We start from the raw sequence: 25,169 nt of genomic DNA, 5'->3' as shown, positions 1-25,169 counted from the left end.
TGACGCCGACGTCAGCCTCCGACCCTACCGGCGGTGCTCGGCGCGCGGCCATTTGGGTGCTCGTAGGCTCGCGCTGTGCTGACGCCGTTCGACGACTATCCGCTGCACCAGACGTCCGAGCCGGTCGCCCACACCGCGCAGAGCAGCCTGAACCACTACGACCGCTACTTTTTCAACGGCTACACGCGCGACGGGTCGCTCTACTTCGGGGCCGCGTTGGGCTTGTATCCGAACCGGAAAGTGATGGACGCCGCGTTCGCGGTGTTGCACGACGGCGAGGAGATCAGCGTCATCGCGTCGCGGCGCGCGCCGCTCGACCCGACCGAGACGCGCGTCGGTCCGATCTCGATCACGATCGAGGAACCGTTCCGGCGGATGCGCGTGCGTGTCGAGCCGAACGACTCCGGGATCGAGGCCGACCTCGTGTTCGGCGCGCGCTCGCCCGTCGTCGAGGAGCCGCGTTTCACGCTGTTCAACGAGGCGACCGCGGTGTTCGACTACACGCGACTCACGCAGTGGGGCGCGTGGTCGGGCTCGCTGACGGTCGACGGCGCGGTTCACGAGATCACGCCCGACTCGGTGCTCGGGTGTCGCGATCGTTCGTGGGGCGTCCGTCCGGTCGGCACCGCGCCGCCGGGACCATCGGCGTTCGGCCCACAGTTCTTCTGGCTGTGGGCGCCGATCAACTTCGACGACGTCTGCGTCCACTTCGACACGAACGAGCACGGCGACGGCCGGCAGTGGCACCACGAAGGGCTCGTGATGCCCGTGCTGTCGTCGCCGAGCGATCCGGTGTTCGGACCCGATGTCGCGATGGAGGTGATGGAATCGGCGCGCGCCTCGGTCGCGTGGGAGCCGGGCACTCGTCGCGCTCGGAACGCAGTTGTTCAGTTGCAGCCGTTGCGCGGTGACGCGCTCTCGGTCGAGCTCGAGCCGCTCGCGACGTTCCACATGCGCGGGCTCGGCTACCTGCACCCCGAGTGGGGACACGGCCAGTGGCACGGTGATCTCGACGTGCACACCGAGCGGTGGAAGGTCGCGGATCACATGACGGGCGTCGACCCGTTCCATCTGCACATCCAGCAGATCGTGCGGGCGACGATGGGCGAGCGCGTCGGCGTCGGCGTGTTCGAACAGCTCGTGCTCGGGCCGCACGAGCCGTCGGGGTTCACCGATCTCTTCGACGGCGCGCCCGCAACCTAGAACGCGACGCGCCGCAAGAGCTCGCGCAAGTTCGCCTCGGTCGTCTGCGCGATCGCGTCGTCGATCGTGAGCCACTGCAGCTGCGCGTCCTCCGACTCCGCGACGATCGCGTCGGGATCCTCGGTCGTGAGGACGTAGCGGAAGTCGGCGTGCTCGTGCGCGGGCTCGAGGTCGTTCGCCGGGACCGGCACGATCACGATCTGAACCGGTTCGTCCGCCTGCGCCCGCAGATCTGTCAGTCCGGTTTCCTCGCACGCTTCCCGCAACGCGACCGCGAGCGGGTCGTGCTCACCGGGGTCGAAATGCCCGCCCACCTGCATCCACATCTGCATGCGCGGGTGCCAGCGCAGCAGCACGCGTCGCGTCGGCGGATGCACCACGACCGCGGAACCGGTCACGTGCACCGCGGTCGTGCGCGCGAACACGTCGTCACCGCCTTCGATCAACGCCTGCAGCCGCGCCACGTCGACCGCCTCGACCGGATCGCGCGCGTGGTGCGACCCGAGCGCTTCGCGGAGTGCACCCGCCGGCCCGCTGACCATGGGTCGGCATCGTAGGGGTTCGGTGTTCGATCGGGACCGTCCTCGTTGCTGCGGTGCGCCACGCGACAGCGGTCACGCAGCACCGAGGATCGGAACCCCGACCGGCTCGCTACTTCACCTTCGTGACCCGACCGCTCGTGTTGACGAAGTACGTGAGGCCGGTGCGAGTGGGCTTGATGTCGATGCTCGTGCCCATCGGCGTGGTCTTCTTGCACGAGACGGCGAGCACGATGGTGTTCGATGTGTTGAGTGCGACGCGCGGGTAGACGATGTCGTCGCCGCCATCACCACCCGACGCCGTGACCGGACCGCTGAAGGTCGCCCAGTTCACGAAGGTCACGTAGTTGCCGCTGCCCGGACACCACCCGTCCTGGCGCGCGGTCACGACGTAGACGTTGCCCGTCGACGCGGATGCCGGAAGCGCGGTGATCGGGATCACCAACGCGATCGATCCCGCCAGTGCTGCGAACGCGGCTCCCGTCTTGCGTTTCCAGGAGTCGAGGACACCGCGCTTCGCCGCGCCCACCCTCGATGTCTGCTGGTCGTTCATGCGGACTCCCTCAGTCGGCTACCTGACCGACTCAGCATGAACGGGGGCCGACCCACTGACCGTCGCCGCGGCGACGTCACGGGTGTCAGCTCGCGCACACAATGAAAGCAGCGAAGCTCAGCGCGCGGGCGTGAACGTGCACGGCATGCGCTTGATGCCGTGGATGAAGGCGGATTGCAGCAGGTCGGGCTCGCCGCTCACCTCGATGTCGGGGAGCCGGCGGAACAGCTCTTCGAACATCACCTTGATCTCGCGGCGCGCGAGGTTCGCGCCGAGGCAGAAGTGCGGACCGCCCGCGCCGAAGCCGACGTGCTCGTTCGGCGTGCGCGTGACGTCGAATCGGAACGGGTCCTCGAAGGCGCGCTCGTCGCGGTTCGCGGAGTTGTAGAAGAGCACGACCTTCTGCCCGGCCTTGATCTCCTGCCCACCGACGTTGACGTCGCGCGTCGCGAGCCGGCGGAAGTGGATCACCGGCGTCGCCCAGCGCACGATCTCCTCGACCGCGGTGGGGGAGACGCGCTCGAAGTCGTTCATCCAGATCTGGCGCTGGTCCGGACGCTTCGTGAGCTCGAGCAGACCGTGGCTGATCGCGGTGCGCGTCGTCTCGTTGCCGGCGACGACGAGCAGCAGGAAGAACGAGCCGAGCTCGCTCGTGGTGAGCCGGTGCTTGTCGCCCGACTCGTCGGCGACCTCCGCGTGCATCAGCGCGCTCGTGATGTCGTCGCGCGGATCGGCGAGCCGCTGCTCCGCGAGCGCGAGCCCGTACTGGAACAGCTCCATGCCCGCGGCCATGAGCCCTTCGAGCGTCTGCACGTACTCCGGATCGCCGACACCGAGGATCACGTTCGTGAGCTCGAACAGCCGCTGGTGGTCGCGGCGCGGGATGCCGAGCATGTCGCAGATGACCTGCAACGGCAGCGCGGCCGCGACCTCCGACACGAAGTCGCATTCACCGAGCGGCGCGACGCGGTCGACGATGTCGCGCGCCTGCTCGCGCACCGACGCCTCGATCTTCGCGATCTGGCGCGGCGTGAACCCGCGGTTCACGATGAGGCGCAAGCGCGTGTGGCGCGGCGCGTCCATGTTGATGATGGATCCGAGCCACTCCGCGATCTCTGGTGGGATGTCGCCGATGGTGCTGCTCGGCGCGGAGTGGAATGTCTCGGGGTCGCGGCTCGCCTGCATCACGTCGGCGTAGCGGGTGAGCGCCCAGAAGCCGGGGCCCTGTGGGAAGGGCACGTCGGGCGGCGGCACCGGCTCGGCGTGGAACGACACCGGCCGCTCGTCGCGCAGCTTGGCGAAGATGCCCTCGCGGTCGGGGCGCATCCACTGCTCGAGCTCGCCGAGCTGGATGTCGTCGAGCGCGAGATCGGTGCTGGGAATCGGGATCGTCACCGTCATGCGCGCCAGCCTATGAGGGCACAGGGCGGACGGCGGTCACGTCGACCCTCCACCTTGCGACCGTCAGTATCCGTAGCGGGCACTCAGCGTCGCAAAGTGGGCTCGGCACCGATTTCGCACGAGTCCGGCGCGCATCAACGGTTAGCGTGGCCACCTCGGATCGGGGGATCGGTGGAGCTCGCCAGTCGCCGGGCGCGCAGGCTCGACGTGCCGTTGTCGTTGCTCGTCGTCGCCGCGACGGTCACCGTCGGATTCGGCGCGATCTTCGCGTTGCTGCCCGACTACCAGACCGCGCTGCACTTCCCGGCGTGGGGACTCGGCGCCGCGGTCGGCGCATCGTTCCTGGCCGGCTTCGTCGCCCAGGTCGTGCTGTCGCGGTACGCCGACCGCGGCTACGGGCGCCTGATGCTCTTCGCGGGCGTCGTCGTGTCCGTCGTCGGACTCGTCTGGCTCGGGATCGCGCATCATCTCATCGAGCTCATCGGCGCGCGCATCGTGCTCGGCCTCGGCGAAGGTTGCTTCGTGCCCGCGGCGCGCCGCGTCGTGATCGAGCGCAACCCGGAGAACGTCGGTGCTGCCCTCGGCCGCCTTTCGAGCTTCACCGTCGGCGGCTTCCTGCTCGGGCCGCCGATCGGCGCGGTCATCGCCGATGCGTTCGGGCTGCGCGTGCCCTTCTTCCTGCTCGCCGCGCTGCTCGCGTGCGCGTTGCCGTCCGTATCGCGCATGCACGTCGGCGCGCTCGACCCCGACGACGTGCCGCGCCACGTCGTGCGCACGCTGTTGCGCAGCCGGGGATTGCGCGCAGGACTGCTGCTCGGCGTCACGCTCTACGTCCCGATCGGCGTGTACGACTCCCTGTGGGCGCGGTTCCTGGAGGACCTCGGCGCGACCCGGCTGTTCGTCGCGATCTCGCTGACGATCCTCGCCGCGCCGATCGCGCTCCTGTCACCGGTCGCGGGGCGCCTCGCCGATCGCGTCGGGCCGCTGCGGCTCGGCACGATGTGCGCGGTGTGCACGGTGCCGTTCATCGTGTCGTACGGGTTCGTGCCGGTCCCGATGGTGCTCGCGCTCATCGGGTTCGTGCAGTCGGTGTTCGACGCCGGCGGCACGACCGCGGGTCAGGCCGCGGTCGCGGAGTCGAGCCCGCCGGCGCTGGTCGCCGCGGGGCAGGGTCTGTACGAGGCGACCGGACTCATGATCGCGGCGCTGTCGGCCGCGGTCGCCGCGCCCTTGTACGGGCAGTGGGGCGCGGCCGCGCTCTGGACGACGCTCGGCATCGCGGTCGGTGTGTGTGGACTCCTCGCGTACCACACGGGTGCGGAGGAGGAACGCGAGATCAGAAGGCGCGCAGCGCCTCGATGACGTCGCGCTCGCGGCGCGCGAAGCCGCGTACGACGGCGATGTCGCCGTGCCGTGCGCGCACCATCGCGAGCAGGCAACCGACCACGCACGCCATCGTCATCGCGTCGAACTCGGGCGTCTCGAGACCGACGCTCGTCGCGAGATCGTCGGAGTGCACGACGAGCTCGACCATGCGCGTCACGAGGTACTCGTCGAGCGGCATGACGATGTCGAGCGCGACCTGCACCGCGCGCTCCGCGGGCTCCGAGCCGAAGCGTCGATCGAGCTCGAGCAGTGTCCCGTCGACCCGTTCGACGAGCGCGTCCCGGCCCGCGGCCGCTTCTTCCGCGGCGCGCACGCGGATCCCCGCGTCCATCGCGCCCTCCGCTGCGGCCGCGGCACCGAGCACGGCTTCGAAGTACTGATCTGCGGTTGTCGTCGCGGCCTCGGGATCGGCGTCCGGTGACGCGTCGAGGTACGAGACGACGACGAACGCGGCGCGCGCGAGGTGTCCCGCGAGCGCGCCGATGGTCAGCTCGGGCAGCGCGCTCGGCTCGCGCCACTGCGCGGCGACCGCGCGCGACGCGATCAGCCCGCGCGCTTCGGCGGTGGCACCGAGGAAGGCGTCACGGACGAGCTCGCTCGGCGTCGGCACGGCTGCGAAGGAGCGACGGTCAGTCCTGGACCGGCGGCATGAAGACCGGCACGCCCTTGCCCGTCTTGGCGAAGAGGCTCTCGGCGGCGGCGCCGAACGACTGCACCGTCCACTCCTTGTCCGACTCCGCCTGCGTCACCGGCCGCCAGCCCGTGAGCAGCTGCACCTGACCGCCCATGACCTTCACGACCTGGCCGGTCACGCCTTCGGACAGGTCGGATGCGAGCCACGCCACGACCGCCGAGATGTTCTCGGGGGCGAAGCGGTCGAACTCGCCTTCCTTCTTGTCCATGAAACCGCCGGTCGCGACCGTGTCGGTGAGACGCGTGCGGGCGGTCGGCGTGACCGCGTTCACGCGCACGCCGCTGCGCTCGAGCTCACGCGCCATGACGATCGTCATCGCCGCGATGCCGGCCTTCGCGGCCGCGTAGTTCGCCTGCCCGGCGTTGCCGTAGAGCCCGGACTCCGACGCGGTGTTCACGATCTTGGCGTTCTGCGGCTCGCCCGATTCCTTCGCCTTGCCGCGCCAGTAGCTGGCCGCGAAGCGCGACGGTGCGAAGTGGCCCTTGAGGTGGACGTCGACGACCGAGTCCCACTCGGCCTCGTCCATGTTGAAGCTCATCTTGTCGCGCAGGATCCCGGCGTTGTTCACGAGGACGTCGAGGCGGCCGAAGGTGTCGACCGCCTGCTCGATCATCTCCTGCGCGCCCTTCCACGAGGAGACGCTCGCGCCGTTCACGATCGCGCGGCCGCCGTTGCCGTTGATCTCGGCGACGACTTCCTGCGCGGGGGTGGCGTCGGCACCGGCACCGGCGATGTCGCCGCCGAGGTCGTTCGCGACGACCGCCGCGCCCTCGTGCGCGAACAGCAGCGCGTGCGCGCGGCCGATGCCGCGTCCCGCACCGGTGACGATCGCGACCTTGCCGTCGAACAGACCCACGGTGATTCCCTTCGCTCAGAAGTCGGCGCGCATTCGACCAGAGCCGGTTCCGCGCCCGCCAATCGTCTCGGTGGTCTCAGTGGTACTGCGTTGCCCGGCGATACGCCGGCAACGCAGTACCACGGGACCGGCGTGAAGGCTCAGGTCCCGGTGAACTGCGTGTCGCGCTTCTCCTTGAATGCGGTCATGCCCTCGCGCAGGTCGCCGGTCGTGGTGGCGAGCGCCTGGAAGTGACCCTCGAGCTCGAGCGAGTGCGCGAGGTCGGTCTCGAAGCTCGCGTTCAGCAGCCGCTTGGTGAGCCCGAACGCGCGCGTCGGGCCGGCGGCGAGCTTCGCGGCGAGAGCGGTCGACTCCGCGTCGAGCGTGTCGGCCTCGACGCACGAGTACGCGAGCCCGAGGTCGACCGCGGCCTGACCGATCGCGCCCTCGCCGAGCAGCAGCATCGCCTTCGCGCGCGGCAGGCCGACGAGCCGCGGCAACAGGTACGCGCCGCCCGCGTCGGCGACGAGGCCCCAGCGGTGGAACGACCAGAGGAACCGCGTCGTGGGTGTGACCATCACGAAGTCGCACGCGAGCGCGAGGTGCGCGCCCGGCCCGACCGCGACGCCGTTCACGGCCGCGACCGTGGGCTTGTCGAGATCCCACAGCTCGCGAATGAAGGCCTGCACGCCCGCGCGCAGCGCCTCCGACGTCGATCGCACCTCGAAGTCGTCGCGGCCCGCCTGCGCGACCGTCGACGCCGACAGGTCCATGCCCGCGCAGAACGCGTCGCCGACACCGGTGACGAGCAGCGCGCGCACCTTCGGGTTGCTACGCGCGGCACGCACGTGGGTGACGAGGTCGTCGCGCATCTCCGCGGTCAGCGCGTTCTTCGCCTCGGGCCGGTCGAGGACGATGCGGGCGACGTGGTCGTCGCCGATGTCGACACGGATCATCGCGTCACCGCCGGTTCGTCAGGATGTTGACGACCGCGACGCCCGAGCCGCGTCCACCCGCGTTGTGTTGCAGCGCGAAGCCGTGGCGGGTCTCGATCTGGCGTTCGCCCGCATCGCCGCGCAGCTGCCACCAGCACTCGGTGATCTGCGCGACGCCGGTCGCGCCGATCGGGTGGCCCTTGGCGAGCAGCCCGCCGGAGGTGTTGACGGGGATGCGGCCGTCGAGCGCGGTCTCGCCCTCGAGGCTCGCGGGTCCGCCCTTGCCCTTCTCGACGAACCCGAGGTCCTCGATGTCGAGGATCTCGGTGATCGTGAAGCAGTCGTGCACTTCGGCGCAGTCGATGTCGCCAGGTCCGACGCCGGCCATCGCGTAGGCGCGCTCGGCCGCGAGCCGGGTCGCCTTGATCTCGGTGAACGACGACTTCTCGTGCAGGTACGGGTGGTCGGTCGCGACGCCGAAGCCCGCCACCCACACCGGCCGCTCGGTGAACTCCTCGGCCCGCTCCGCGTTGACGAGCAACACGGCTGCCGCGCCGTCGGTCTGCGGGCAGCAGTCGAGGAGATGCAGCGGATGGCACACCGGCACCGACTTCAACACGTCGTCGACGGTGATCTCGTTCTGGAAGTGCGCGTACGGATCGCGCGCGCCGTTGTAGTGGTTCTTCACCGCGACCGACGCGAGCATCTCGCGCGTCGTACCGAAGTCGGCCATGTGGCGCGTCGCGAACGGCGCGAACAACACGGGCGCGGTCTCGCCGCGCGTGAAGATCGGATGACCGGCCGCGGCGCGCGACAGCAACCCCTCTTCCGTCGACTTGTCGCGCATCTTCTCGACACCGATCACGAGTACGACGTCGTGCACGCCGCTCGCGACCGCCATCGCGCCGACGCGGAACGCATCCGACCCCGACGGGCACGCGTTCTCGATGCGCGTGCAGGGGATGCCGGTGAGGCCGATCGCGGTGGGCACGGTGTTGCCGCCGATGCCTTCCTGTCCCCACAGCGTTCCCCGCTGCGTGGCAACGAAGGCCGCCTCGACGAGCTCGGGCTCGAAGCCCTTGTCGACGCTCGCGACCGCGGCCGAGAACGCACCCGCCGCCATCTGCTCGTAGCTCTGGTCGAACAGCTCGCCCATCTTGATGAGGCCGGCGCCGACGACGGCGACCCGGTTCCAGCTCATTGCGGCTCCGACCTCCGGCACTCGATCCTCACGGTGCGGCGAACCTTCGCGATTGACCGCGCCTGCGGTCTGCGCCTGGCCCTCATTGACCGACCTCCGCTGCCGACGGCACTTGCTTCGCCTTGAATCCGTACACGGGCACGCCGCGCTCGTACGCGTAGCGCCGCAGCACGAGCCGCATCTTGGCGCCGATCGCGAGCTGCTCACCCTTGCCGACGACCTGGAGCATGAGCCGCGCACCGTCGTCGAGGTCGAGCACCGCGAGCGGGAGCGGCGCGACGAACGGCGCCGGCATCGTGTGGTTCACGACGTACGTGTGCACCGTGCCCTGCCGCGCCAGCGCGACCGGCTCGAGCTTCGGGCCACCGCACGCGATGCAGTGCGGATGGATCGACGGCGGAGTGCTGATCGTGCCGCAGTCGACACACCGGCCACCGAGCAGCCCGAGCATCTCCTCCGCGCCGCGTACGAACATCGCACTCTCCGGCGGAACGCCCATCGGGATCGTCTCGCCGCTCGCGACCAGCTGCCCGCGCGCCCGCAGCGCCTCCGTGTAGCCGATCTCTTCGCCCTCGGAGATCGCGCGCGCCACCGCGGTGGCGCCGGGCACCGGCCGGTCGGCGTGGATCGCGATCGCGGTGGCGCGGCCGCCGCCGTAGCCGACGATGCCGACGGTGCCGGCCGCGTCGAGCGCGCCGACCGCGCCGAGCAGCGCGGCCGCGGCGCCGGTGTCGCCGAGCTCGCCGTAGACCTCGGCCGACGGCGGGGCGCCCGCGCCGGTCTGCTTGGCGAGCGTGCCGCCGAGGCGACCGTCGGGATCGGGGAGCGACCACGCGCGGGGGTCGAGCGCATTGAGCTGCTCGACGACTCCCGAGGTCAGCGGCAGGAAGATCTCCTCCCGGAACAGGCGGCCGTCGTAGAGGTCGCGGGTGTCGGACTCGGCGTCGCCGCGGTAGCGATCGACGACGGGAAGGTGGCGCGTGATGCGGGCGCCGATCGATGCCGCGCCGCCATCGGCGGTGAGCACCAGCGCCGCCGCGCCGGCGCCGCAACGGGCCTCGGCGGCGGTGCCCACCCCGGCCCGCAGCGCGTCGGACGCGATCACGAGCGCGACGCGGGCGCTGCCCGCCACGATCGCGTCGGAGGCCGCGGCCAGCGCGTCGATGCCGGCGTGGGTCGAGCCCGACGACAACGCACCGCCGGACTCCGCGGCGAGCCCGAGCGCGCCGGCGAGGAAGGCGTGGCTCGGCCCCTCGGCGAAGGGCGGGCGGGTCGTTCCCCACCACAGGCCGTCGACCGCCGCCGGCTCGATACCGGCCGCGTCGAGGGCCCGGGTGCCGGCCTCCCAGGCCAGGGTCAGGGTGTCCTCGTCGGGCGCGCACACCGCGGCCTGCCCCCGGCCGCCGCCCCGTCCCCAGGCCTTGCCAACCGCGGCGGCGGGGAGGCGGTGGGTGGGCGCGGCGCCGCCGACGGCCGCCAAGCGGGCATTCACGTCAGGTCCTCCGGAGACCAGGTGGGTCGCGGTGCGGCCGGCCCGAGCCGGGGACTGAGGCGTCGGGGGCGGCGAGCGAAGCGAGTGCGACGGAGCGGCACGGATCTCCTCGATCGGGACGAACGGAGCGCGCCAACGTTACCCGGCGCCGTTTCGCCTGCTCCGAGGGTCAAGACGGGGCCCGAACCGGTCGATGAGAAGCGGTGGAGGGCACGGGACCCGATCCGAGCGACCGCGAACGCGCCCTGCTCGCGCGCCCGGCCGCGAGACCCGGTTGGAGGACTTGGTGAGCAATCGTGCCGACGACACGCAATTGACCGAGGACCGTTTCCGCGCGCTCGTCGAGCACTCGTCCGACGTGTTCATGGTCGTCGACCGCGCGGGCAACGTGAGCGATGTCAGCCCGTCCGTCACGCACGTGCTCGGCTACGACGCGCGCGACCTTGCGCGTTTCGTCGACGACCTCGTCGACGAACCCGACCGCGAGCGTGCGCGCGCGATCCTCGCCGCCGCCGAGGCCCGTCCGGGCGGTGAGCCGGTGTGGGCCGAGCTGCGCGTGCGCGATGCGAAGGGCGCGGTGCGGTGGCTCGAGGTCGTCGTCACCAATCACGCCGGCGACTCGCGCGTGAAGGGACTCGTGTGCAACATGCGCGACGTGTCCGAGCGCAAGGGCATCGAAGCCGAGCTCGAGCACCGCGCACACCACGATCAGCTGACCGGCCTTCCGAATCGGGTGAGCTTCCTCGCTCGTGTCGACTCGGCCGTCGAGGAGGCGCGCGAGGCGGGCACGAGCCTCGGCGTGTTGTACGTCGACGTCGATCGGTTCAAGGAGATCAACGACAGCCTCGGGCACGACGCGGGCGACCACCTGCTGCACGACCTGGCGCACCGCTTGCGATCGTGTGTCCGTCCGCAGGATCTCGTCGCGCGCTACGGCGGTGACGAGTTCAGCGTGTTGCTCGAAGACCTCGACTCGGTCGGGGCCGCGACCGCGGTCGCCGACCGCATCGCCGACGCGCTCGGCGAGCCGCTCATCTTCGAGGGTCACGAGGTCGTGCTCACCGCGAGCGTCGGCATCGCGGTCTCGCACGCCGGCGACGAGACGACCGGCGAGCTCATGCGTCACGCCGATCTCGCGATGTTCGTCGCGAAGGACCAGGGCCGCTCCGGTTGGGAGCTGTTCGACTCGCCCGTCGACCCCGGCGAGCCCGTGCGTCGTGAGCTCGAAGACGAGTTGTGGGACGCGCTCGACAGCGAGCAGCTCGTCGTGCGCTTCCAGCCCGAGTTCTCGCTCGCGAGTGGCGACGTCGTCGCCGCCGAGGCGCTCGTGCGCTGGCCGCACCCGACGCGCGGCCTGCTGGAGCCCGACGACTTCCTGCCGCTCGCGAAAGAGACGAACCTCATCGTCGCGGTCGACCGCTACGTGCTGCGCCAGGCCTGCCGGTGCGCGCGCGAATGGTGGGACCTGCGCAGCCCGCGCGAGCGCGCGGTCGTCTCGGTGAACCTGTCGCCGCGCTTCTTGCGCCAGCCCGACGTCGTCGAAGACATCGTCGCGACGATGCGCGAGACCGGCGCCGACCCGCGGGGCCTGCGCCTCGAGATCACGGAGCGCACCGCGCTCACCGACATCGACCAGACGGTCGAGACGCTCGAGGCGCTGCGCCGGCTCGGCATCCGCGTTGCGATCGACGACTTCGGCACCGGCTACTCGTCGCTCAGCTACCTCAAGCGACTGCCGGTCGACGTGGTGAAGCTCGACCGCAGCTTCGTGGAGAGCATGGACCAGCTCGAGTCCGACGTCGCGATCGTGCAGGCCGTCATCACGATGAGCCACGCGCTCGGGATGAAGGTCACGGCCGAGGGTGTGGAGCGGGTCGAGCAGGCCGCGCGCCTGCGCCGACTCGGCTGCGACACCGCGATGGGTTGGTACTGGACCAGCGCGGTCGACGCCGACGCGATGGCCGACATCCTCCAGGACGGCGTCGTGCGCGAAGACATTCCCGTCGTCGCGCTGGCCCGCGCCGCCGCAGCCGGAGGCAATTAGCCCCTACTGCGCTTCCCACATCGCGAGGCCTTCGGGATCGTGGAGGCCGCTGCCCACGACTTCGGGGAGGAGCGGGCGGTTGCCGACGAACGCGATGCGCCGGATCGTGCCCGCGCGCACGCCGGGAACGACCGTGGCGCCGCGGCGCTCGAAGCCCGCATCCGCGTAGTAGAGCGCGCCGTCGGGCGCGACCGCGAGCCCGACCGGGGTGCCGTTCGCGAACGGCCGCGTGCCGAGCGCGCTCGTTGCCGGCGCGAGGACGCGACGCACGAAGTGACCGTCGGCGGTGATCTCCGTGATCGCGCCGGTGCGCGGGGTCGACACGAGCAGGTCGCCGTTGTGCGCGCGCACGAGCACCGCGGGATTCGCGAGCCCGAGGGTCGCGGCGTTCGCGACCAGGGACGTGTGCACCACGCCGAACGCGATCAGGGCATGCGTCGCGTCGCGTTGTGAGCAGCCGCCCGCCGGGCTCGCCGCGCTCGGGAGCGTCGACGTGAGGAAGCTCGTGATGCCGCGCCCGCGCGACTCGGCGACGAGCACATGATCGGCGTCGACGAGCACGCCTTCGGGCGCGGCGAGCGTCACCGCGACCTTGCACGACGGCACGCGCTCGCGATCGAGCGGCGGGAACCACTCGACGAGCTGACCGTTCGCGTTCCCGCCCGTGCGGTTTCCGAGGTCGGTCGTCAGTAGCCGTCCGTCGGGAAGGAATGCACACCCGAACGGCGTCGGCGCGTCCGCAGAAGGTTGGAACGTCGGCACGAGCCGCGCGGTCTCGCTGGCGCCGAGCTTGCCGAGCGTCGATCCCGACAGGTCGAACACGCCCCAGCCGACCTGCGCGTCCGCGGCGGCGGTGCGGTCGACCGCGACGAAGCGCGTCGGGTCGGTCGGATCGAAGCAGATCTGCCCGCTGACGTCGACGCCGTCGCGGTCGGCGTCGGCCGACGGCACGACGACCTGCGTCGCGAACGGGCGCGTCGTCGGGTACGCGTCGAGCTCGTCGCCCTGCGTGCTGAACGCGATCGCGGGTCCGGCCGCGGTGACGGTCGTGGTGGTCGTCGCGGCCGACGAGGTCGGAACCGACGACGTGGTGCCACCGCCGGCCGACGAGCCGCTCCCGCCGTGGCACGCGGCCAACGCCAGAGCCAACGCGCCTGCGAGCGTGACGGTTCGGAACCGGGCGCGACGCACGCGGCATGGTACCGACCGCAATGCGCCCGTCAGGGGCGCGGAAGCTGGTCGAACAGCGTCGCGACCGTGCGGTCGGGCGACGCGATCGTCACGGCGACGAGGTTCTTCAGGTACCGGTCGAGGAACGCGTTCGTCACCGTGAGCACCGCCGTGTTCGCGCGCGTGCCCGCCGCCTCGTACGGCGCGACGTGGCCGCCCTTCGGGAGGGTGAGGAAGTACTTCGGAGTCGGCGCGTGCGCGTACGCGTTGCGATCGTTCGCATACGGCACGACGTCGTCGTCGCGCGCGTGAACGAACAGCAGCGGCGGTGCGCCGTTCTTGTAGAAGGGCCGCGGGAACCCGACGGCCATCTCGCCGGCGAGCACGATCGCGGCGGTGACCCGCCGATCGCGGCAGCACGAGTTACCGGCCAACGCGAGCACGGTCCACGCGCCTTCCGAATGTCCGATCGCGGCGACGCGACGCGCGTCGACGAGCTGGTACATCCACGAGCCCGGCTGCGTGTCGAGGCCGATCACGCGCGAGAGCACGAAGCTGAGGTCGCCCGGTTGCTCGGCGACGTCGGCGTAGCTCGGGCCGCCGCGCGCGTCGCCGTTCGACAGCGGAAACTCGGGGGCGACCACCACGTACCCGCGCGACGTCCAGCTCATGATCTCGGCGAGGTAGTCGGCCGGTTCGCCGCCGTGCCCGTGCGCGAAGAGGATGATCGGGAAGGGAGCCGCCGCGTGGTCGGCGGTCGCGCCGTGGTGCACGTACGTGCTCGGTGTGCCCTCGGCGGGATACCAGATCGTCGTCAGCAGCTCGCGGTACGACTTGGCGCGGTAGCCGTTGTTCGCCGGCGTCGGTCGCGAGTCGTCGATCCACTCGTAGGTGTGCGCGCCGACGCGGTAGGGAACCGCGGGGATCCCGATGGGCGGCAGGCTCGACGTCGTGGTCGTCGGCGCGACCGTGGTGGTCGTCGTGGTCGAGGTCGACGACGTTGTCGTCGCGATCGGGTGTGTCGCCTCGGGTGACGCGGGCGGTGGCGACGCGCCGTTCGCGGCCGAGCACGCCGCGGTCAAGCAGACGAGCGCGGAGAGCGCGACGAGCGCGGGGGCTAGGCGCCGAGTCCGAGCAGGCGCTCGCGTCGCAACGAGCGCGCGCCGCTCGCGAGCACGATCACCGCGCCCATCCATGCCACGAGCCCGAGCCCGCCGCCGAAGAGCTTCGCCCGCGAGAGCGATCCGGTCGCGAGCGCGTAGGCGAGGATCACGAGCGGCAACGTCACCAGCGCCGAGGCCTGCTGCGCGGCCGCCGCGCTCGACACGCGCGACGAGATCCGCAGGATGATGCCGACCACCAGGGCGAGGAACGGCGGGACCACCCAGAGGACGAGGATCCACCAGTTGGTCGTAGGGAAGAACCATCCACCCACTTGCGGTCCGACGATCAGGTTGACGATCAACGAGTACAGCAGGAACCCGACCCCCGCGGTGAGATAGCCGGGCAGCAGACTGGCGACGAGCTTACCGATGAAGATCTCGCGCTCCGACGCCGGAGAGTGCGCGAGGAACTCGCCGCTGCCGCGCTCGCGTTCGCCGATGATCGTCTGCGAGCCGACCGCCGACGAGACGGTGAGCGGCACGATGATCGCGAGCGGCGCGAAGAGGTAGACGGCGAGCGCGTACGCGGCCTGCACGTTCGGCGCGCGGCCCGCGGTCTGATGCTGGATCGACTTGGGCAGCGAGCCCATGAGGTTGCCGATCTGCGTGACGATGCCGGCGTCCTTGATCGTGGAGAGGCCCGCGAAGAGCGCGGCCGGCATCACGACGAAGAAGAGCGCGGCGATGATGCCGAGCGGTAGCCAGAAGTCGCGGCTGCTGCGCAACTGGCGCAGGTCCGTGCTCGCGATGATCCACGCCCGACGGTACGAGAACTTGCTCATGCGGCTTCGACCTTCGGTGCTCGATCCAGACGGTTCACGCTGCGGCTCGAACTGACCGCGCCGTCGGTCTGCGCCTGGCCGCTCATGACGCGACCACCTCTCGGGGCGACGGAGGCGCCGGTGGGCGCGGCGGCGCCGACGGGCTGCCGTGGTTGCCGCGCCGGACGGCGAAGTAGAGCTCCTCGAGCGTGGGGGAGCGGGGCTCGACGCGGGTGACGCGCACGCCCATGTCGACGAGCGCGGCGACGATGTCGGGGATGCGGTCGGTCGTGTCGAGACCGACGACTGCGCTCTGCACGCGCTCGTACGACACGACGCCGGGGAGATTCCGGACGCGGTCGAGCTGCGCGGGTTCCTCGGCGTCGATCGCGACGGTGACCGAATCCCACAGCTTGCTCACGAGCTCGCGGGGCGAGCCGGACGCGAGCGTGTGGCCGTGATCCATGACGACGACGTGGTCGGCGAGGCCCTCGGCTTCGAGCAGCAGGTGCGTGCACATCAACACGGTCTTGCCGTCGTGCGCCATCTCGCCGATGAGGCCGAGCACGGCCTTCGCCGACTCGGGGTCGAGGCCCGCGGTGGGCTCGTCGAGCAGCAGGAGGTCGGGCTCGTGCAGCGTGGCGCGCGCGAGCGCGAGGCGCGCCTTCATGCCGGTCGAGTAGCCGCCGACCCGCTGGCCGAGTGCTTCCACGATGCTGAAGCGGGTGGCCGCGCTCGTGATCGCGCCTTCGATGTCGTCGACGTCCCAGAGCAGCGCGGCGTAGCGCAGGTTCTCGTAGCCGGAGAGACGGTCGTACAGCGCGGGGCGCGCGGGCACGACCCCGCAGCGCCGGCGCACCGATTCGCCGTCGACGGTCGGGTCGACACCGAAGACCCGCAGCGTGCCCGAGTCGGCCGGCATCGCGCCGGTGACCAGACGGACCGCGGTCGTCTTCCCCGCGCCGTTCGGGCCGAGCAGCATCGCGATCGTCCCCGCGGGGACGTCGAGGCTGAAGCCGTCGAGCGCGAGAACCTCGCCGAACGCGCGCGAGACCGAGTTCAGGGAGACCACGGAGTCCGGCATGTCCCGGTCTCATCGGCCGATCCGGGCCCCGACCGAAGCGATTCGGGCCCCGATGCGCGACCCCCGATGCTCTACGCTCCCGGGTTCCGGCGGCGTAGCCGAGTGGCTCAGGCAAGGGTCTGCAAAACCCTGGACGTGGGTTCAATTCCCACCGCCGCCTCCAAGCGAGAAGCGTGTTTCCGGCGTAGATTCGGGCCATTACAGGGGGGTTGCCGGTGGCCAGTACTGCCGATCTCGTCACGCCGTCCGGACCGGCGGGGGCCGGTGCGTCAGCCCGGCCGAAGGTCCCGATCGTGCCGGTCAAGGCGCTGCCGATCGTCGGCGTGATCCTCGTCGCGCTGGTGATCGCGATCCAGATCAACACGTTCTGGTCGCTCGAGTTCTTCCACGTCGTCGGCGGGGGGCTCTGGACCGCCATCGACTTGTTCGTCGGCCTCATCGTCGGCCCGATCATCGGGCGCATGTCGATCCCGGCGCGCGCCGAGTTCACCGCGAAGTTCATGCCGAAGATGGTCGTGATCATGCCGACCGTCGTCGTGATGACGCTCGCGGCGGGTTTCCAGCTCGCCTTGAAGTACGGCAACCTGAATCCGGGCGCGCTCAACCACGGTTGGCTCGTCGCGTCGTTCTGCATCGTCGGTGTCATGGCCGCGATCGCGCTCGGCGTTCTCGAGCCCGCGAACATCGCGGTGCTGTTCGAGATGAACAAACCCGAACCGGACGGCGAGATCATCGGCAAGCTGATGCAACGCTTCGTGTACACCGCCGGGGTCACCGGTGTGATGCAGATCGCGACGCTCTTCATCATGACGCGGGTGGCGTCGCATTGAGCGCGCCGGCCGAATCCAAGTACGCGACCTACCCGCCGATCGCGGAGACCGCGGTGGTGGCGCTCGCGCTCGTGATCATCGGCGGCGTGATCATGGCGTCGTACGTTCCGCGCCGCCCGCCCCTGCTCGCGCCGACGGCCCTGCTCGTCGTGAGCGGGGCGCTGATGCTGGGGAACGTCGTCGTGCTGGCGCGGCTGCGCGACTTCGCGTGGAGCACGTTCTTCCTCGTCGCGCGCTACGCGTTGATCGCGTACGTCATCTCGGCGGGCATGATCGAGTGGGCCTTCGTGAAGGACCACACGCGCGGGGCGCCGCTGGTGGTCGTCACGTTGATGCTCGTCATCTTCGCGACCGACGTGCCGTTGATCATCGCCTTCACCGTCGCGCGTTACGCGACGCGGGGCGCGAAGACGGTCCCCGCCACCGCGTCGTAGGCTTTCGGTCATGCGTGCGGACGAGCTGTGGGTCGAGTCGTACCAGGGTGAGGTGCTCGGAGAGGCGCTCTTCGGGCTGATGGCGCAGCAGGAGACCGATCCTGCGCGTCGCGAGCAGCTCGAGGCGCTCACGCTGCTCGAACGGGCGACGAAGGAGATCGCCGAGCCCGTGTTCGAGCAGCGCGGCCTCGACCGCGGCGACACGGACGCGAGCCTCGCGACCGCGAAGGAGTTCGCCGACGCGCTCGCGCAGACCGATTGGGAAGGCTTCCTCCGCTCGCTCACCCCCGTGACCGTGCAGTTCCTCGCGAAGTACGAGGAGCTCGTCTCGCTGTCGGACGACGCGGCCGAGCGCGCGATCGCGATGCAGTACTGCGCGCACGAGCGCGCGCTCGCGTCGTTCGCGCACCGGTCGCTCGGCGACGAGGCCGGCGAGCCGCTCGAGCAGATCTTCGCGTTGCCGCACGTCGCGGCGGCGCGCGGCTGAGCCGCGCGAGGGGCCTCGCGGGGTCGGTCACAATGCACGGGTGACCTCCGCGGAGCCACAGCCGGAGACGCGGCCGCCGGCCTGGCCCGCGGTCGTGATCCGCGGGCTCTGGAAGCGCTACGACGCGAAGGTCGCGGTCGCGGGCATCGATCTCGACGTCCCGCGCGCGTGCTTCTTCGGACTCGTCGGCCCGAACGGCGCCGGCAAGACGACGATGATCCGCATGCTCACCGGGCTGCTCCGGCCCGACGCGGGTCAGGTGTGGGTCGAAGGCATCGACGTGTGGGCGAACCCCGTCGTCGCCAAGGCGCGCATCGGCGTGCTACCCGACGAGTTCCGCCTCTTCGACCGGCTGACCGGCTCGCAGCTGCTCGAGTACTGCGGGCTGCTGCGGTCGATGCCGCCCGCGCTCGTTGCGGAGCGCTCGCGCGAGCTGCTCCAGGTGCTCGGCCTGAGCGACGCGGCCGACACCCTCGTCGTCGATTACTCGACGGGCATGCGCAAGAAGGTCGCGCTCGCGTCGGCGCTGCTGCACGCGCCCGAGCTGCTGTTCCTCGACGAGCCGTTCGAGGCGATCGACCCGGTGTCGACGCGTGCGATCCGCACGGTGCTCGAGCGCTACACCGACACCGGCAACACCGTTGTGTTCTCGAGTCACGTGATGGAGGTGGTCGAGCGGCTGTGTGATCGCGTCGCGGTCGTGAACCTCGGCCGCATCATCGCCGAGGGTCCGATCGACGAGCTGCGCGGCGGCCGCCGGCTCGAAGACGTGTTCGTCGATCTCGTCGGCGCGCAGGAGCAGGAGGGCGCGGCGCTCGGCTGGCTCGCCGGGCGCGCCGAGCCCCCGACGCCGGCACCGTCGACCGCTCCGACTTCGGCGCCGACCTCGCCGCCGCCACCACCCGAATGAGTCGCACGAGCGCACCGCCGATCCCACTCGTGCTCGTGCGGCTCAAGCTGCGGCTGCTGCGCAACCCGTCGGGACGCCGCGGCAAGGCCGCGCCCGTGCTCGGCCTCGTCGGGATGGTCGTGTTCGGTCTCGTCGGCTTCGGTTTGATGGTTGCGGCCGGCCACGCGTCCGATCCGCGCGAAGGCCGCGGCGCGGTCGTCATCGGCGCGACCGCGTTGATGCTCGGTTGGTCGCTGCTCCCGCTGCTCACGTTCGGCACCGACGACACGCTCGATCCGGCGCGCCTCCAGCTCCTTCCGCTCGAGCGCCGACCGCTGCTCACCGGCCTGCTGCTGAGCTCGTTGATCGGGTTCGGACCGGTCGCGGTCCTCGCGACGCTCGTCGGCGTCGTCGTCGGGTTCCGTGCCGGCGCGGCGACGATCGTCGTGGTGCTCGCGGTGGTGCTGCTCGCGTTGATGTGCGCGGCATGCGCTCGGATGCTCGCGACCTTGCTCGCGGCGTCGCTCACCTCGCGTCGCGGTCGCGATCTCGTCGTCGTGATCGGCGCGAGCGTCGCGATCGGCGTGCAGTTTCTGCGCTTCGTGCGTTTCGACAAGGTCCACGCCGAGCTCGTCGCGCACATCAGCAACGTGCTGCGCTGGCTGCCGCCGGGCATGCTCGGGCAGGCGGTCGTCGACGCGCGCAACGGGCGGTGGCTGCACGGTCTCGCCGAACTGCTCCCCGCGCTGATCCTCGTGCCGCTGTTCGTGTCGGTGTGGGGGCGCGCGCTCGATCGGTCACTCACCGTCGTGAGCGGTGGCGCGACGAAGGCGCGTCGCGCCGCGACCGACGATGCGGACGCGATCGTCGGTGCCGCCGCGCCCTCGCCCGCGCCGCTCCGGCCCCGGTACGTTCGCCGACTGCCGGCGGGCGCGACGGGCGCGATCGCCGCCAAGGAGCTGCGGTACGTCGCCCGCGATCCGCGACGCAAGGTGCAGCTCGCGCAGATCGTCGTGCTCGGCATCGGCGGTCCGCTCTACTACGCGATCAAGGTGGGCCACGCGCCGCGGGGTGCGGTGTTGATCGCGTCGCTCGCGGGCTACGTCGCGATCGTCGGGGCGATGAACCAGTTCGGGTTCGACGGCGGCGCGCTGTGGGTCGACATCGTCGCCGGCAACGTCGTGCGCGACGAGCTCGTGGGCAAGAACCTCGCGCTGCTCGTCGAGGTGCTGCCGGTCGTGCTCGTGAGCAGCGTCGCGCTCGCGGTCTTCACCGGCGGATGGATCTACGTGCCCGCGGCGCTGCTGCTCGCGGCGGCGGGTCTGGGTGCGGGCATGGGCGTCGCGAACGTCGTGTCGGTCCGCTATCCCGTGCGGCTCCCCGAGTCGCGCAGCCCGTTCGCGGGCCGCGCCGCCGGGCAGGGCTGTGTGACGTCGCTCGTGCTCACCCTCGCCGCGGTGCTCCAGGCCGTGATCTTGGCGCCGGTCGCGATCGCGGCCGGTCTGTGCGTCGCGTTCGCGCCGCTGGCTCTCGTGATCGTCGCGCCCGCGTGCGCGGTGTACGGGTACGGCCTCTGGCAGGCCGGAACGAAGATGGCCGAACGGTGGGCATGGTGGCGGCAACCCGAGCTGTTGCTCGCGGTCGACGCCCGCCGTGGTGTGTAGATCGAGCAAGGAGTCGTGATGTCCGAGTCTCCGCTGATCCAGGTGATCCTTGGCAGCACCCGCGAGGAGCGCTTCAGTGAGCGCGCCGGCGCGTGGGTCGTCGACCGCCTGAGTGCGCGTGACGATCTGCGCGTCGAACGCGTCGACCTGCGCGATTACCCGCTGCCGTTCTTCGACGGTCGCTCGCCGATCCACTCACCGCGCGAGTACGCGACGCCGGAGCTCGCGCGCTTCGGCGAGACGATCGATCGCGCCGACGGATTCGTGATGGTGACGCCCGAGTACAACCACGGCTACACCGCGGTGCTCAAGAACGCGATCGACCACATCTTCGTCGAATGGACACGCAAGCCGGTCGCGTTCGTCGGGTGGGGAAACGTCGGTGGCGCCCGCGCGATCGAGCAGCTGCGACTCGTCGTGGTCGAGATGGAGATGGCGCCCCTGCGACACGCGGTGCACATGCTGCCCGACGTGCTCATCACCGCGATCCGCGCGCCGGAGCCGTTCGACCTCGCGCTGCTCGACCCGCTCCTGCCGCGGCTCACGATGCTCGCCGACGATCTCGTCTGGTGGGCGACCGCGCTCGCCGCCGCGCGCGAGCGGGCGAGCGCGACGTAGGCGTTCCTGCCCGGCGTTCCCGCGGGAACGGGCGGGTCGCTTTGCGGCCCGTTCGACTCGGGGACTGAGGCGTCAGGAGGGGCGAGCGCAGCGAGCGCGACCAGAAGGGTCAGGGCTCAGGGGAGGCACCGGGGAGACCGGCGGGCGCGCCCGCAACGCGGTGGAGTACCGCCGCGGTCGGCCGCACGGTCAGCGTCGAGCCCGGCTCGCCCTGCGCGACCGCGTCGACGATGAGGCAGTAACCCGGGTCCGGGCCGGGCGGCCACAGCAGCGAGACCTCGGGGTGCGCGCCGACGTTGGCCCGCGTCGTCTTGCCGCAGCCCATGGTGAGGTCGTCGCCGACCGTGCTCGACGAGCACCGACGAGAGGTGCGGCGGCGCGTCCGCGGCCGTCGTCACGAGAAAGGCATTCGGCCCGAATCGCTCGATCTGTGCGCGCAATGCCGCGAGATCGACGGGGACGCTCACGCTGCGAAGGGTACGGGCGACGCACCGCCGTGCCAAATAGTCGATACCTGACTAGTCAGGCTCTGCCTGGTTAGTGTCTCGGCCACTTCGCCCAAGAAAAGGACCGCACCGTGAACATTCGCCGCAAGCCGATCGTGGTCATCGCGATCGCGTTCGCCGTCCTCGCCGCTGGGTGCGGCTCGTCGAAGTCGAACGGTGGCTCGTCGTCGCCCACGTCGAACGGATCGCCGTCGTCGACGCCCGCGTTGAGCGGAACCCTCACCGTCTTGGCTGCGTCGTCGCTCACGAACAGCTTCACCGACCTCGGCTCGCAGTTCGAGGCCGCGCACCCCGGCACGAAGGTCAACCTCAGCTTCGGCGCGTCGTCCGATCTCGTGACGCAGATCACGCAGGGCGCGCCCGCCGACGTCTTTGCGTCAGCGGACCAGTCGAACATGGAGAAGGTCGTCGGCGCGCACGACAACGCGAGTGCGCCGACCGACTTCGCAAAGAACCGGCTCGAGATCGCGGTCGAGCCGGGCAACCCGAAACACATCACGACCCTGCAAGACCTCACCAAGCCCGGTGTCGTCGTCGTGCTGTGCGACTCCACGGTCCCGTGCGGCAAGTTCGCCGACCAGATCCTGACCAATGCCAAGGTCACGCTCACGCCGAAGTCGCGTGAGCTCAACGTGAAGGCGACGCTGTCGAAGGTCGAGCTCGGCGAGGCCGACGCCGCGATCGTCTACGTCACCGACGTGAAGGGCTCGGAGAAGGTCGCGGGGGTGCCGATCCCGGACGCAGTGAACGTCTTGACCACGCTGCCGATCGTGACGCTGAAAGACTCCAGCCATGCCGCCCTGGCCGATGCATGGGTGAAGTTCGTGGTCGCGAACGAGTCGGAGCTCGCGTCGAAGTACGGGTTCCTGCCGCTGTGAGCCGCCGGCGACGGCGCGCCGCGGGCGGCCGGACGCCCGCGGTCGCCGTCGTCGTCGCCCTCGTCGGGCTCGTCGTCTTCTTCGTCCTGCCGCTGCTGGGGCTGCTCTGGCGCGCCCCGTGGAGCGACGTCGGCAACGTGCTCGGCAACGAGGTGTCGCGGGAGGCGCTGCGGCTCTCGTTGGTCTGCTCCTTGTCGGCGACCGCGCTCTCCGCGGTCTTCGGCTTGCCGCTGGCGTGGGTGCTCGCGCGGACAGAGTTCCGCGGCCGCAGCATCGTGCGCGCGCTCGCGGTGCTGCCGCTCGTGCTGCCGCCCGTCGTCGGTGGCGTCGCGCTGTTCTACGCGTTCGGACGTCGGGGGCTCGTCGGGGAGTGGCTCCAGCACGCGTTCGGATGGGAGCTGCCGTTCACGATTTGGGCCGCAATCCTCGCCGAGACGTTCGTCGCGATGCCGTTCTTCGTGATCACGGTGGAGGGCGCGCTGCGATCGATCGACACGCGCTTCGAGGACGCGGCCGCGACGCTCGGCGCGAGCCGGTTCACGGTGATGCGCCGGGTGACGCTGCCTGCGATCGGGCCGTCGATCGCGGCCGGTCTCGCGCTCACGTGGGCGCGTGCACTGGGCGAGTTCGGTGCGACGATCACCTTCGCGGGCAACTTCCAGGGAAAGACGCAGACCTTGCCGCTCGCGATCTATCTCGCGTTCGAGAACAGTGACCAGTCCGGCATCGTGTTGAGCCTCGTGCTGGTTGCGGTTTCGGTGCTCGTGCTCGCGGTCGTCGGCAGTCGCGTGTTCATGACGCGCACGCGCGTCTCGGCGACCACGACGTGAGCGCGACCGGGCTCGCGTGCGATGTGCGCGTGCGCACGGGCGCGTTCTCGGTCGAGGCCGAGTTCGCGGTGGCGCCGGGCGAGCTCGTCGCGCTGATCGGCCCGAATGGCGCGGGCAAGACGACGGTGTTGCGCGCGATCTCCGGCCTGCGCGCGCTCGACGGCGGCCGCCTGACACTCGACGGTGACGTGCTCGACGACCCGGAGACCGGCCATTTCGTGCCGGCGCGCCGGCGGATGATCGGGGTCGTCTTCCAGGACCGGTTGCTCTTCGATCACCTCGACGTCGTCGAGAACGTCGCGTTCGGTCCGCGGAGTCGTGGCGCGTCGCGCACCGACGCGCGCCGCACCGCGCGGGGCTGGATCGAGCGGCTCGGCGTCGCGCACCTCGCGTTGAGTCGACCGCCACAGCTCTCGGGCGGCGAGGCGCAGCGGGTCGCGCTCGCACGCGCGCTTGCGGTCGAGCCGCGATTGCTCCTGCTCGACGAGCCCTTCGCCGCGCTCGACGCGAGCACGCGCATCGAGGTGCGTCGCGAGGTGCGCCGCCACCTCGCCGCACTCGCTACGCCGCGCGTCCTCGTCACGCACGATCCGATCGAGGCACTCGGTCTCGCCGACCGCATCGTCGTGCTCGAGCAGGGCCGCATCACGCAGATCGGCGCACCCGCCGAGCTCCTCGCGTCGCCGCGGTCGACGTATGTCGCCGACTTGCTCGGCGTGAACCTGCTGCGGGGCACCCTGCGCGGCGGCGAGCTCGACCTCGGCGGTGGCCGGCACGTCGCCGTGGTCGCAACCGGCGTTCCCGATGGTCTCGCGATCGCGACCATCGGACCGCGCGCGATCACGCTGCACACGACGCGTCCGGAGGGCAGCGCCCGCAACGTCTGGTCGACCACCGTCGCCGACGTCGACGACCAGGGCGACCACGTGCGGGTGCGGGTCGTCGAACCCGTGCCCCTCGCCGTCGACGTGACGCGCGCGGCGCGCGCCGAGCTCGGCCTCGCTCCCGGCTCGCCGGTATGGATCTCGTTCAAGGCGACCGAAGTCGTGGTTGCAGCCGACTGAAGCTCGTATCACGGTCGCCATGAGACTGAGCGCGAGGAACCAGCTTCCCGGGACCGTCATCGAAGTCCACGACGGCGCGGTCACGACGACGGTCAAGGTCCGACTCGAGGGTGGCGCGACGATGACGTCGTCGATCACGAAGGAAGCCGTGCAAGAGCTCGGCATCGCCGAGGGATCCGCGGTCACCGTCGTGGTGAAGGCGTCCGACGTCGTGCTCGGCGTCGACTGACGCGGCGCGGCCTGACGGTGTGGCGATGCACGCGCGGACGCGCACCCGCGAGTTCTTCGCACCGCGCGACCTGGGACCAGCGCTTTCCGGACGACGACGCGGCCTTCGCGCGCGCCGTCGGGGCGCTGGGTCCGACTACCGGCCGCCGCGTGGTCGACGCGGTGCTCGCGGCGGGCTTGATAACCCACTTCGACGATCCGCTCGACGGCTTACGATCGCTGGCCGTGCCCTGTCGTCCGGATGCGCGCCTCGCGCGGTTCCACCCGGTCGGGGGGGGCG

Annotated in this window: 26 protein-coding genes and 1 tRNA gene; 14 read left to right on the top strand and 13 right to left on the bottom strand. The window is 70.9% G+C overall.

The annotated features are described in order from the left end of the window. Nucleotides 1-75: 75 nt before the first annotated feature. Nucleotides 76-1,203: a hypothetical protein gene (locus tag VH914_12225; protein ID HEX4491964.1), complete on the top strand. Its 1,128-nt coding sequence runs from the start codon at nt 76-78 to the stop codon at nt 1,201-1,203. Here VH914_12225 and VH914_12220 read toward each other — a convergent pair. From VH914_12220 to VH914_12210, 3 genes are all read right to left on the bottom strand, one after another. After that, entirely contained in the window at nt 1,200-1,745 is a 546-nt protein-coding gene (locus VH914_12220; GenBank protein HEX4491963.1) for an NUDIX domain-containing protein, read from the bottom strand. The genes VH914_12225 and VH914_12220 overlap by 4 nt on opposite strands. Nucleotides 1,746-1,854: 109 nt before the next feature. After that, nucleotides 1,855-2,295: a hypothetical protein gene (locus VH914_12215; protein HEX4491962.1), complete on the bottom strand. Its 441-nt coding sequence runs from the start codon at nt 2,293-2,295 to the stop codon at nt 1,855-1,857. 117 nt (nt 2,296-2,412) lie between these two features. Next, entirely contained in the window at nt 2,413-3,696 is a 1,284-nt protein-coding gene (locus VH914_12210) for a cytochrome P450 (protein ID HEX4491961.1), read from the bottom strand. 171 nt (nt 3,697-3,867) lie between these two features. Between VH914_12210 and VH914_12205 the strand changes: the two genes are divergently transcribed. Beyond that, entirely contained in the window at nt 3,868-5,058 is a 1,191-nt protein-coding gene (locus VH914_12205) for an MFS transporter (GenBank protein HEX4491960.1), read from the top strand. On the opposite strand, the gene VH914_12200 is transcribed toward VH914_12205, so the two are convergent. The 5 genes from VH914_12200 to VH914_12180 all read right to left on the bottom strand — a co-directional run bounded on the left by VH914_12200 (nt 5,033) and on the right by VH914_12180 (nt 10,239). After that, nucleotides 5,033-5,692 carry a maleylpyruvate isomerase N-terminal domain-containing protein gene (locus VH914_12200; GenBank protein HEX4491959.1) on the bottom strand — a complete coding sequence of 220 codons (660 nt, stop codon included), beginning with the start codon at nt 5,690-5,692 and terminating at the stop codon, nt 5,033-5,035. The two genes, VH914_12205 and VH914_12200, sit on opposite strands and share 26 nt — an antisense overlap. Nucleotides 5,693-5,711: 19 nt before the next feature. Then, nucleotides 5,712-6,632 carry an SDR family oxidoreductase gene (locus tag VH914_12195; protein ID HEX4491958.1) on the bottom strand — a complete coding sequence of 307 codons (921 nt, stop codon included), beginning with the start codon at nt 6,630-6,632 and terminating at the stop codon, nt 5,712-5,714. Between the two features lie 140 nt (nt 6,633-6,772). Beyond that, complete coding sequence (locus VH914_12190) at nt 6,773-7,567, bottom strand: enoyl-CoA hydratase-related protein (protein ID HEX4491957.1); 795 nt, start codon at nt 7,565-7,567, stop codon at nt 6,773-6,775. Nucleotides 7,568-7,571: 4 nt separating this feature from the next. Next, on the bottom strand, nt 7,572-8,747 hold the full coding sequence (locus VH914_12185) for a thiolase domain-containing protein (protein ID HEX4491956.1): 1,176 nt from the start codon (nt 8,745-8,747) through the stop codon (nt 7,572-7,574). An 82-nt stretch (nt 8,748-8,829) separates the two neighbouring features. Next, the gene (locus tag VH914_12180; GenBank protein ID HEX4491955.1) at nt 8,830-10,239 is read right to left on the bottom strand and encodes an OB-fold domain-containing protein; all 1,410 of its coding nucleotides are present in this window, start codon (nt 10,237-10,239) and stop codon (nt 8,830-8,832) included. Between the two features lie 286 nt (nt 10,240-10,525). Here VH914_12180 and VH914_12175 point away from each other — a divergent pair, with 286 nt between their 5' ends. Beyond that, the gene (locus tag VH914_12175; GenBank protein HEX4491954.1) at nt 10,526-12,283 is read left to right on the top strand and encodes a bifunctional diguanylate cyclase/phosphodiesterase; all 1,758 of its coding nucleotides are present in this window, start codon (nt 10,526-10,528) and stop codon (nt 12,281-12,283) included. A 3-nt stretch (nt 12,284-12,286) separates the two neighbouring features. On the opposite strand, the gene VH914_12170 is transcribed toward VH914_12175, so the two are convergent. The 4 genes from VH914_12170 to VH914_12155 form a co-directional block, all read right to left on the bottom strand. Then, nucleotides 12,287-13,432 carry a hypothetical protein gene (locus tag VH914_12170; GenBank protein HEX4491953.1) on the bottom strand — a complete coding sequence of 382 codons (1,146 nt, stop codon included), beginning with the start codon at nt 13,430-13,432 and terminating at the stop codon, nt 12,287-12,289. A gap of 71 nt (nt 13,433-13,503) precedes the next feature. Further along, nucleotides 13,504-14,535, bottom strand: a complete 1,032-nt coding sequence (locus tag VH914_12165; protein ID HEX4491952.1) for a hypothetical protein — start codon at nt 14,533-14,535, stop codon at nt 13,504-13,506. A gap of 35 nt (nt 14,536-14,570) precedes the next feature. Further along, complete coding sequence (locus VH914_12160) at nt 14,571-15,398, bottom strand: ABC transporter permease (GenBank protein HEX4491951.1); 828 nt, start codon at nt 15,396-15,398, stop codon at nt 14,571-14,573. An 82-nt stretch (nt 15,399-15,480) separates the two neighbouring features. Beyond that, nucleotides 15,481-16,461 carry an ABC transporter ATP-binding protein gene (locus VH914_12155; protein ID HEX4491950.1) on the bottom strand — a complete coding sequence of 327 codons (981 nt, stop codon included), beginning with the start codon at nt 16,459-16,461 and terminating at the stop codon, nt 15,481-15,483. An 88-nt stretch (nt 16,462-16,549) separates the two neighbouring features. On the opposite strand from VH914_12155, the gene VH914_12150 reads away from it, so the two are divergent. The 7 genes from VH914_12150 to VH914_12120 all read left to right on the top strand — a co-directional run bounded on the left by VH914_12150 (nt 16,550) and on the right by VH914_12120 (nt 21,383). After that, nucleotides 16,550-16,624, top strand: a tRNA-Cys gene (locus tag VH914_12150). A 130-nt stretch (nt 16,625-16,754) separates the two neighbouring features. Then, nucleotides 16,755-17,291: a hypothetical protein gene (locus tag VH914_12145; protein ID HEX4491949.1), complete on the top strand. Its 537-nt coding sequence runs from the start codon at nt 16,755-16,757 to the stop codon at nt 17,289-17,291. Continuing rightward, a complete protein-coding gene (locus VH914_12140; protein HEX4491948.1) occupies nt 17,288-17,725 on the top strand; it encodes a hypothetical protein in 438 nt (145 codons plus the stop codon). The genes VH914_12145 and VH914_12140 overlap by 4 nt, the downstream gene beginning before the upstream one ends. 10 nt (nt 17,726-17,735) lie before the next feature. Beyond that, entirely contained in the window at nt 17,736-18,212 is a 477-nt protein-coding gene (locus tag VH914_12135; protein HEX4491947.1) for a hypothetical protein, read from the top strand. A gap of 40 nt (nt 18,213-18,252) precedes the next feature. Next, nucleotides 18,253-19,122: an ABC transporter ATP-binding protein gene (locus VH914_12130; GenBank protein ID HEX4491946.1), complete on the top strand. Its 870-nt coding sequence runs from the start codon at nt 18,253-18,255 to the stop codon at nt 19,120-19,122. After that, entirely contained in the window at nt 19,119-20,765 is a 1,647-nt protein-coding gene (locus tag VH914_12125) for a hypothetical protein (GenBank protein HEX4491945.1), read from the top strand. Before VH914_12130 ends, VH914_12125 begins: the two co-directional genes overlap by 4 nt. A gap of 18 nt (nt 20,766-20,783) precedes the next feature. Continuing rightward, entirely contained in the window at nt 20,784-21,383 is a 600-nt protein-coding gene (locus tag VH914_12120; protein HEX4491944.1) for an NAD(P)H-dependent oxidoreductase, read from the top strand. 109 nt (nt 21,384-21,492) lie between these two features. Here the strand turns inward: VH914_12120 and VH914_12115 are convergent, their stop codons facing one another. After that, the gene (locus VH914_12115; protein ID HEX4491943.1) at nt 21,493-21,708 is read right to left on the bottom strand and encodes a hypothetical protein; all 216 of its coding nucleotides are present in this window, start codon (nt 21,706-21,708) and stop codon (nt 21,493-21,495) included. A 252-nt stretch (nt 21,709-21,960) separates the two neighbouring features. On the opposite strand from VH914_12115, the gene modA reads away from it, so the two are divergent. From modA to VH914_12095, 4 genes are read left to right on the top strand one after another with little or no spacing between them, the layout of a single operon-like run. Next, a complete protein-coding gene (gene modA, locus VH914_12110) occupies nt 21,961-22,767 on the top strand; it encodes a molybdate ABC transporter substrate-binding protein (GenBank protein ID HEX4491942.1) in 807 nt (268 codons plus the stop codon). Then, entirely contained in the window at nt 22,764-23,597 is an 834-nt protein-coding gene (locus tag VH914_12105; protein ID HEX4491941.1) for an ABC transporter permease, read from the top strand. The genes modA and VH914_12105 overlap by 4 nt, the downstream gene beginning before the upstream one ends. Next, nucleotides 23,594-24,661, top strand: coding sequence for an ABC transporter ATP-binding protein (locus tag VH914_12100; GenBank protein HEX4491940.1), 1,068 nt, complete (start codon nt 23,594-23,596; stop codon nt 24,659-24,661). The genes VH914_12105 and VH914_12100 overlap by 4 nt, the downstream gene beginning before the upstream one ends. Nucleotides 24,662-24,680: 19 nt before the next feature. Further along, nucleotides 24,681-24,890, top strand: a complete 210-nt coding sequence (locus VH914_12095; GenBank protein ID HEX4491939.1) for a TOBE domain-containing protein — start codon at nt 24,681-24,683, stop codon at nt 24,888-24,890. Nucleotides 24,891-25,169: the final 279 nt, after the last annotated feature.

This window comes from Acidimicrobiia bacterium, from assembly GCA_036271555.1.
GTDB lineage: Bacteria > Actinomycetota > Acidimicrobiia > IMCC26256 > PALSA-610 > DATBAK01.
This window is presented reverse-complemented; position numbering and strand designations above follow the sequence as displayed.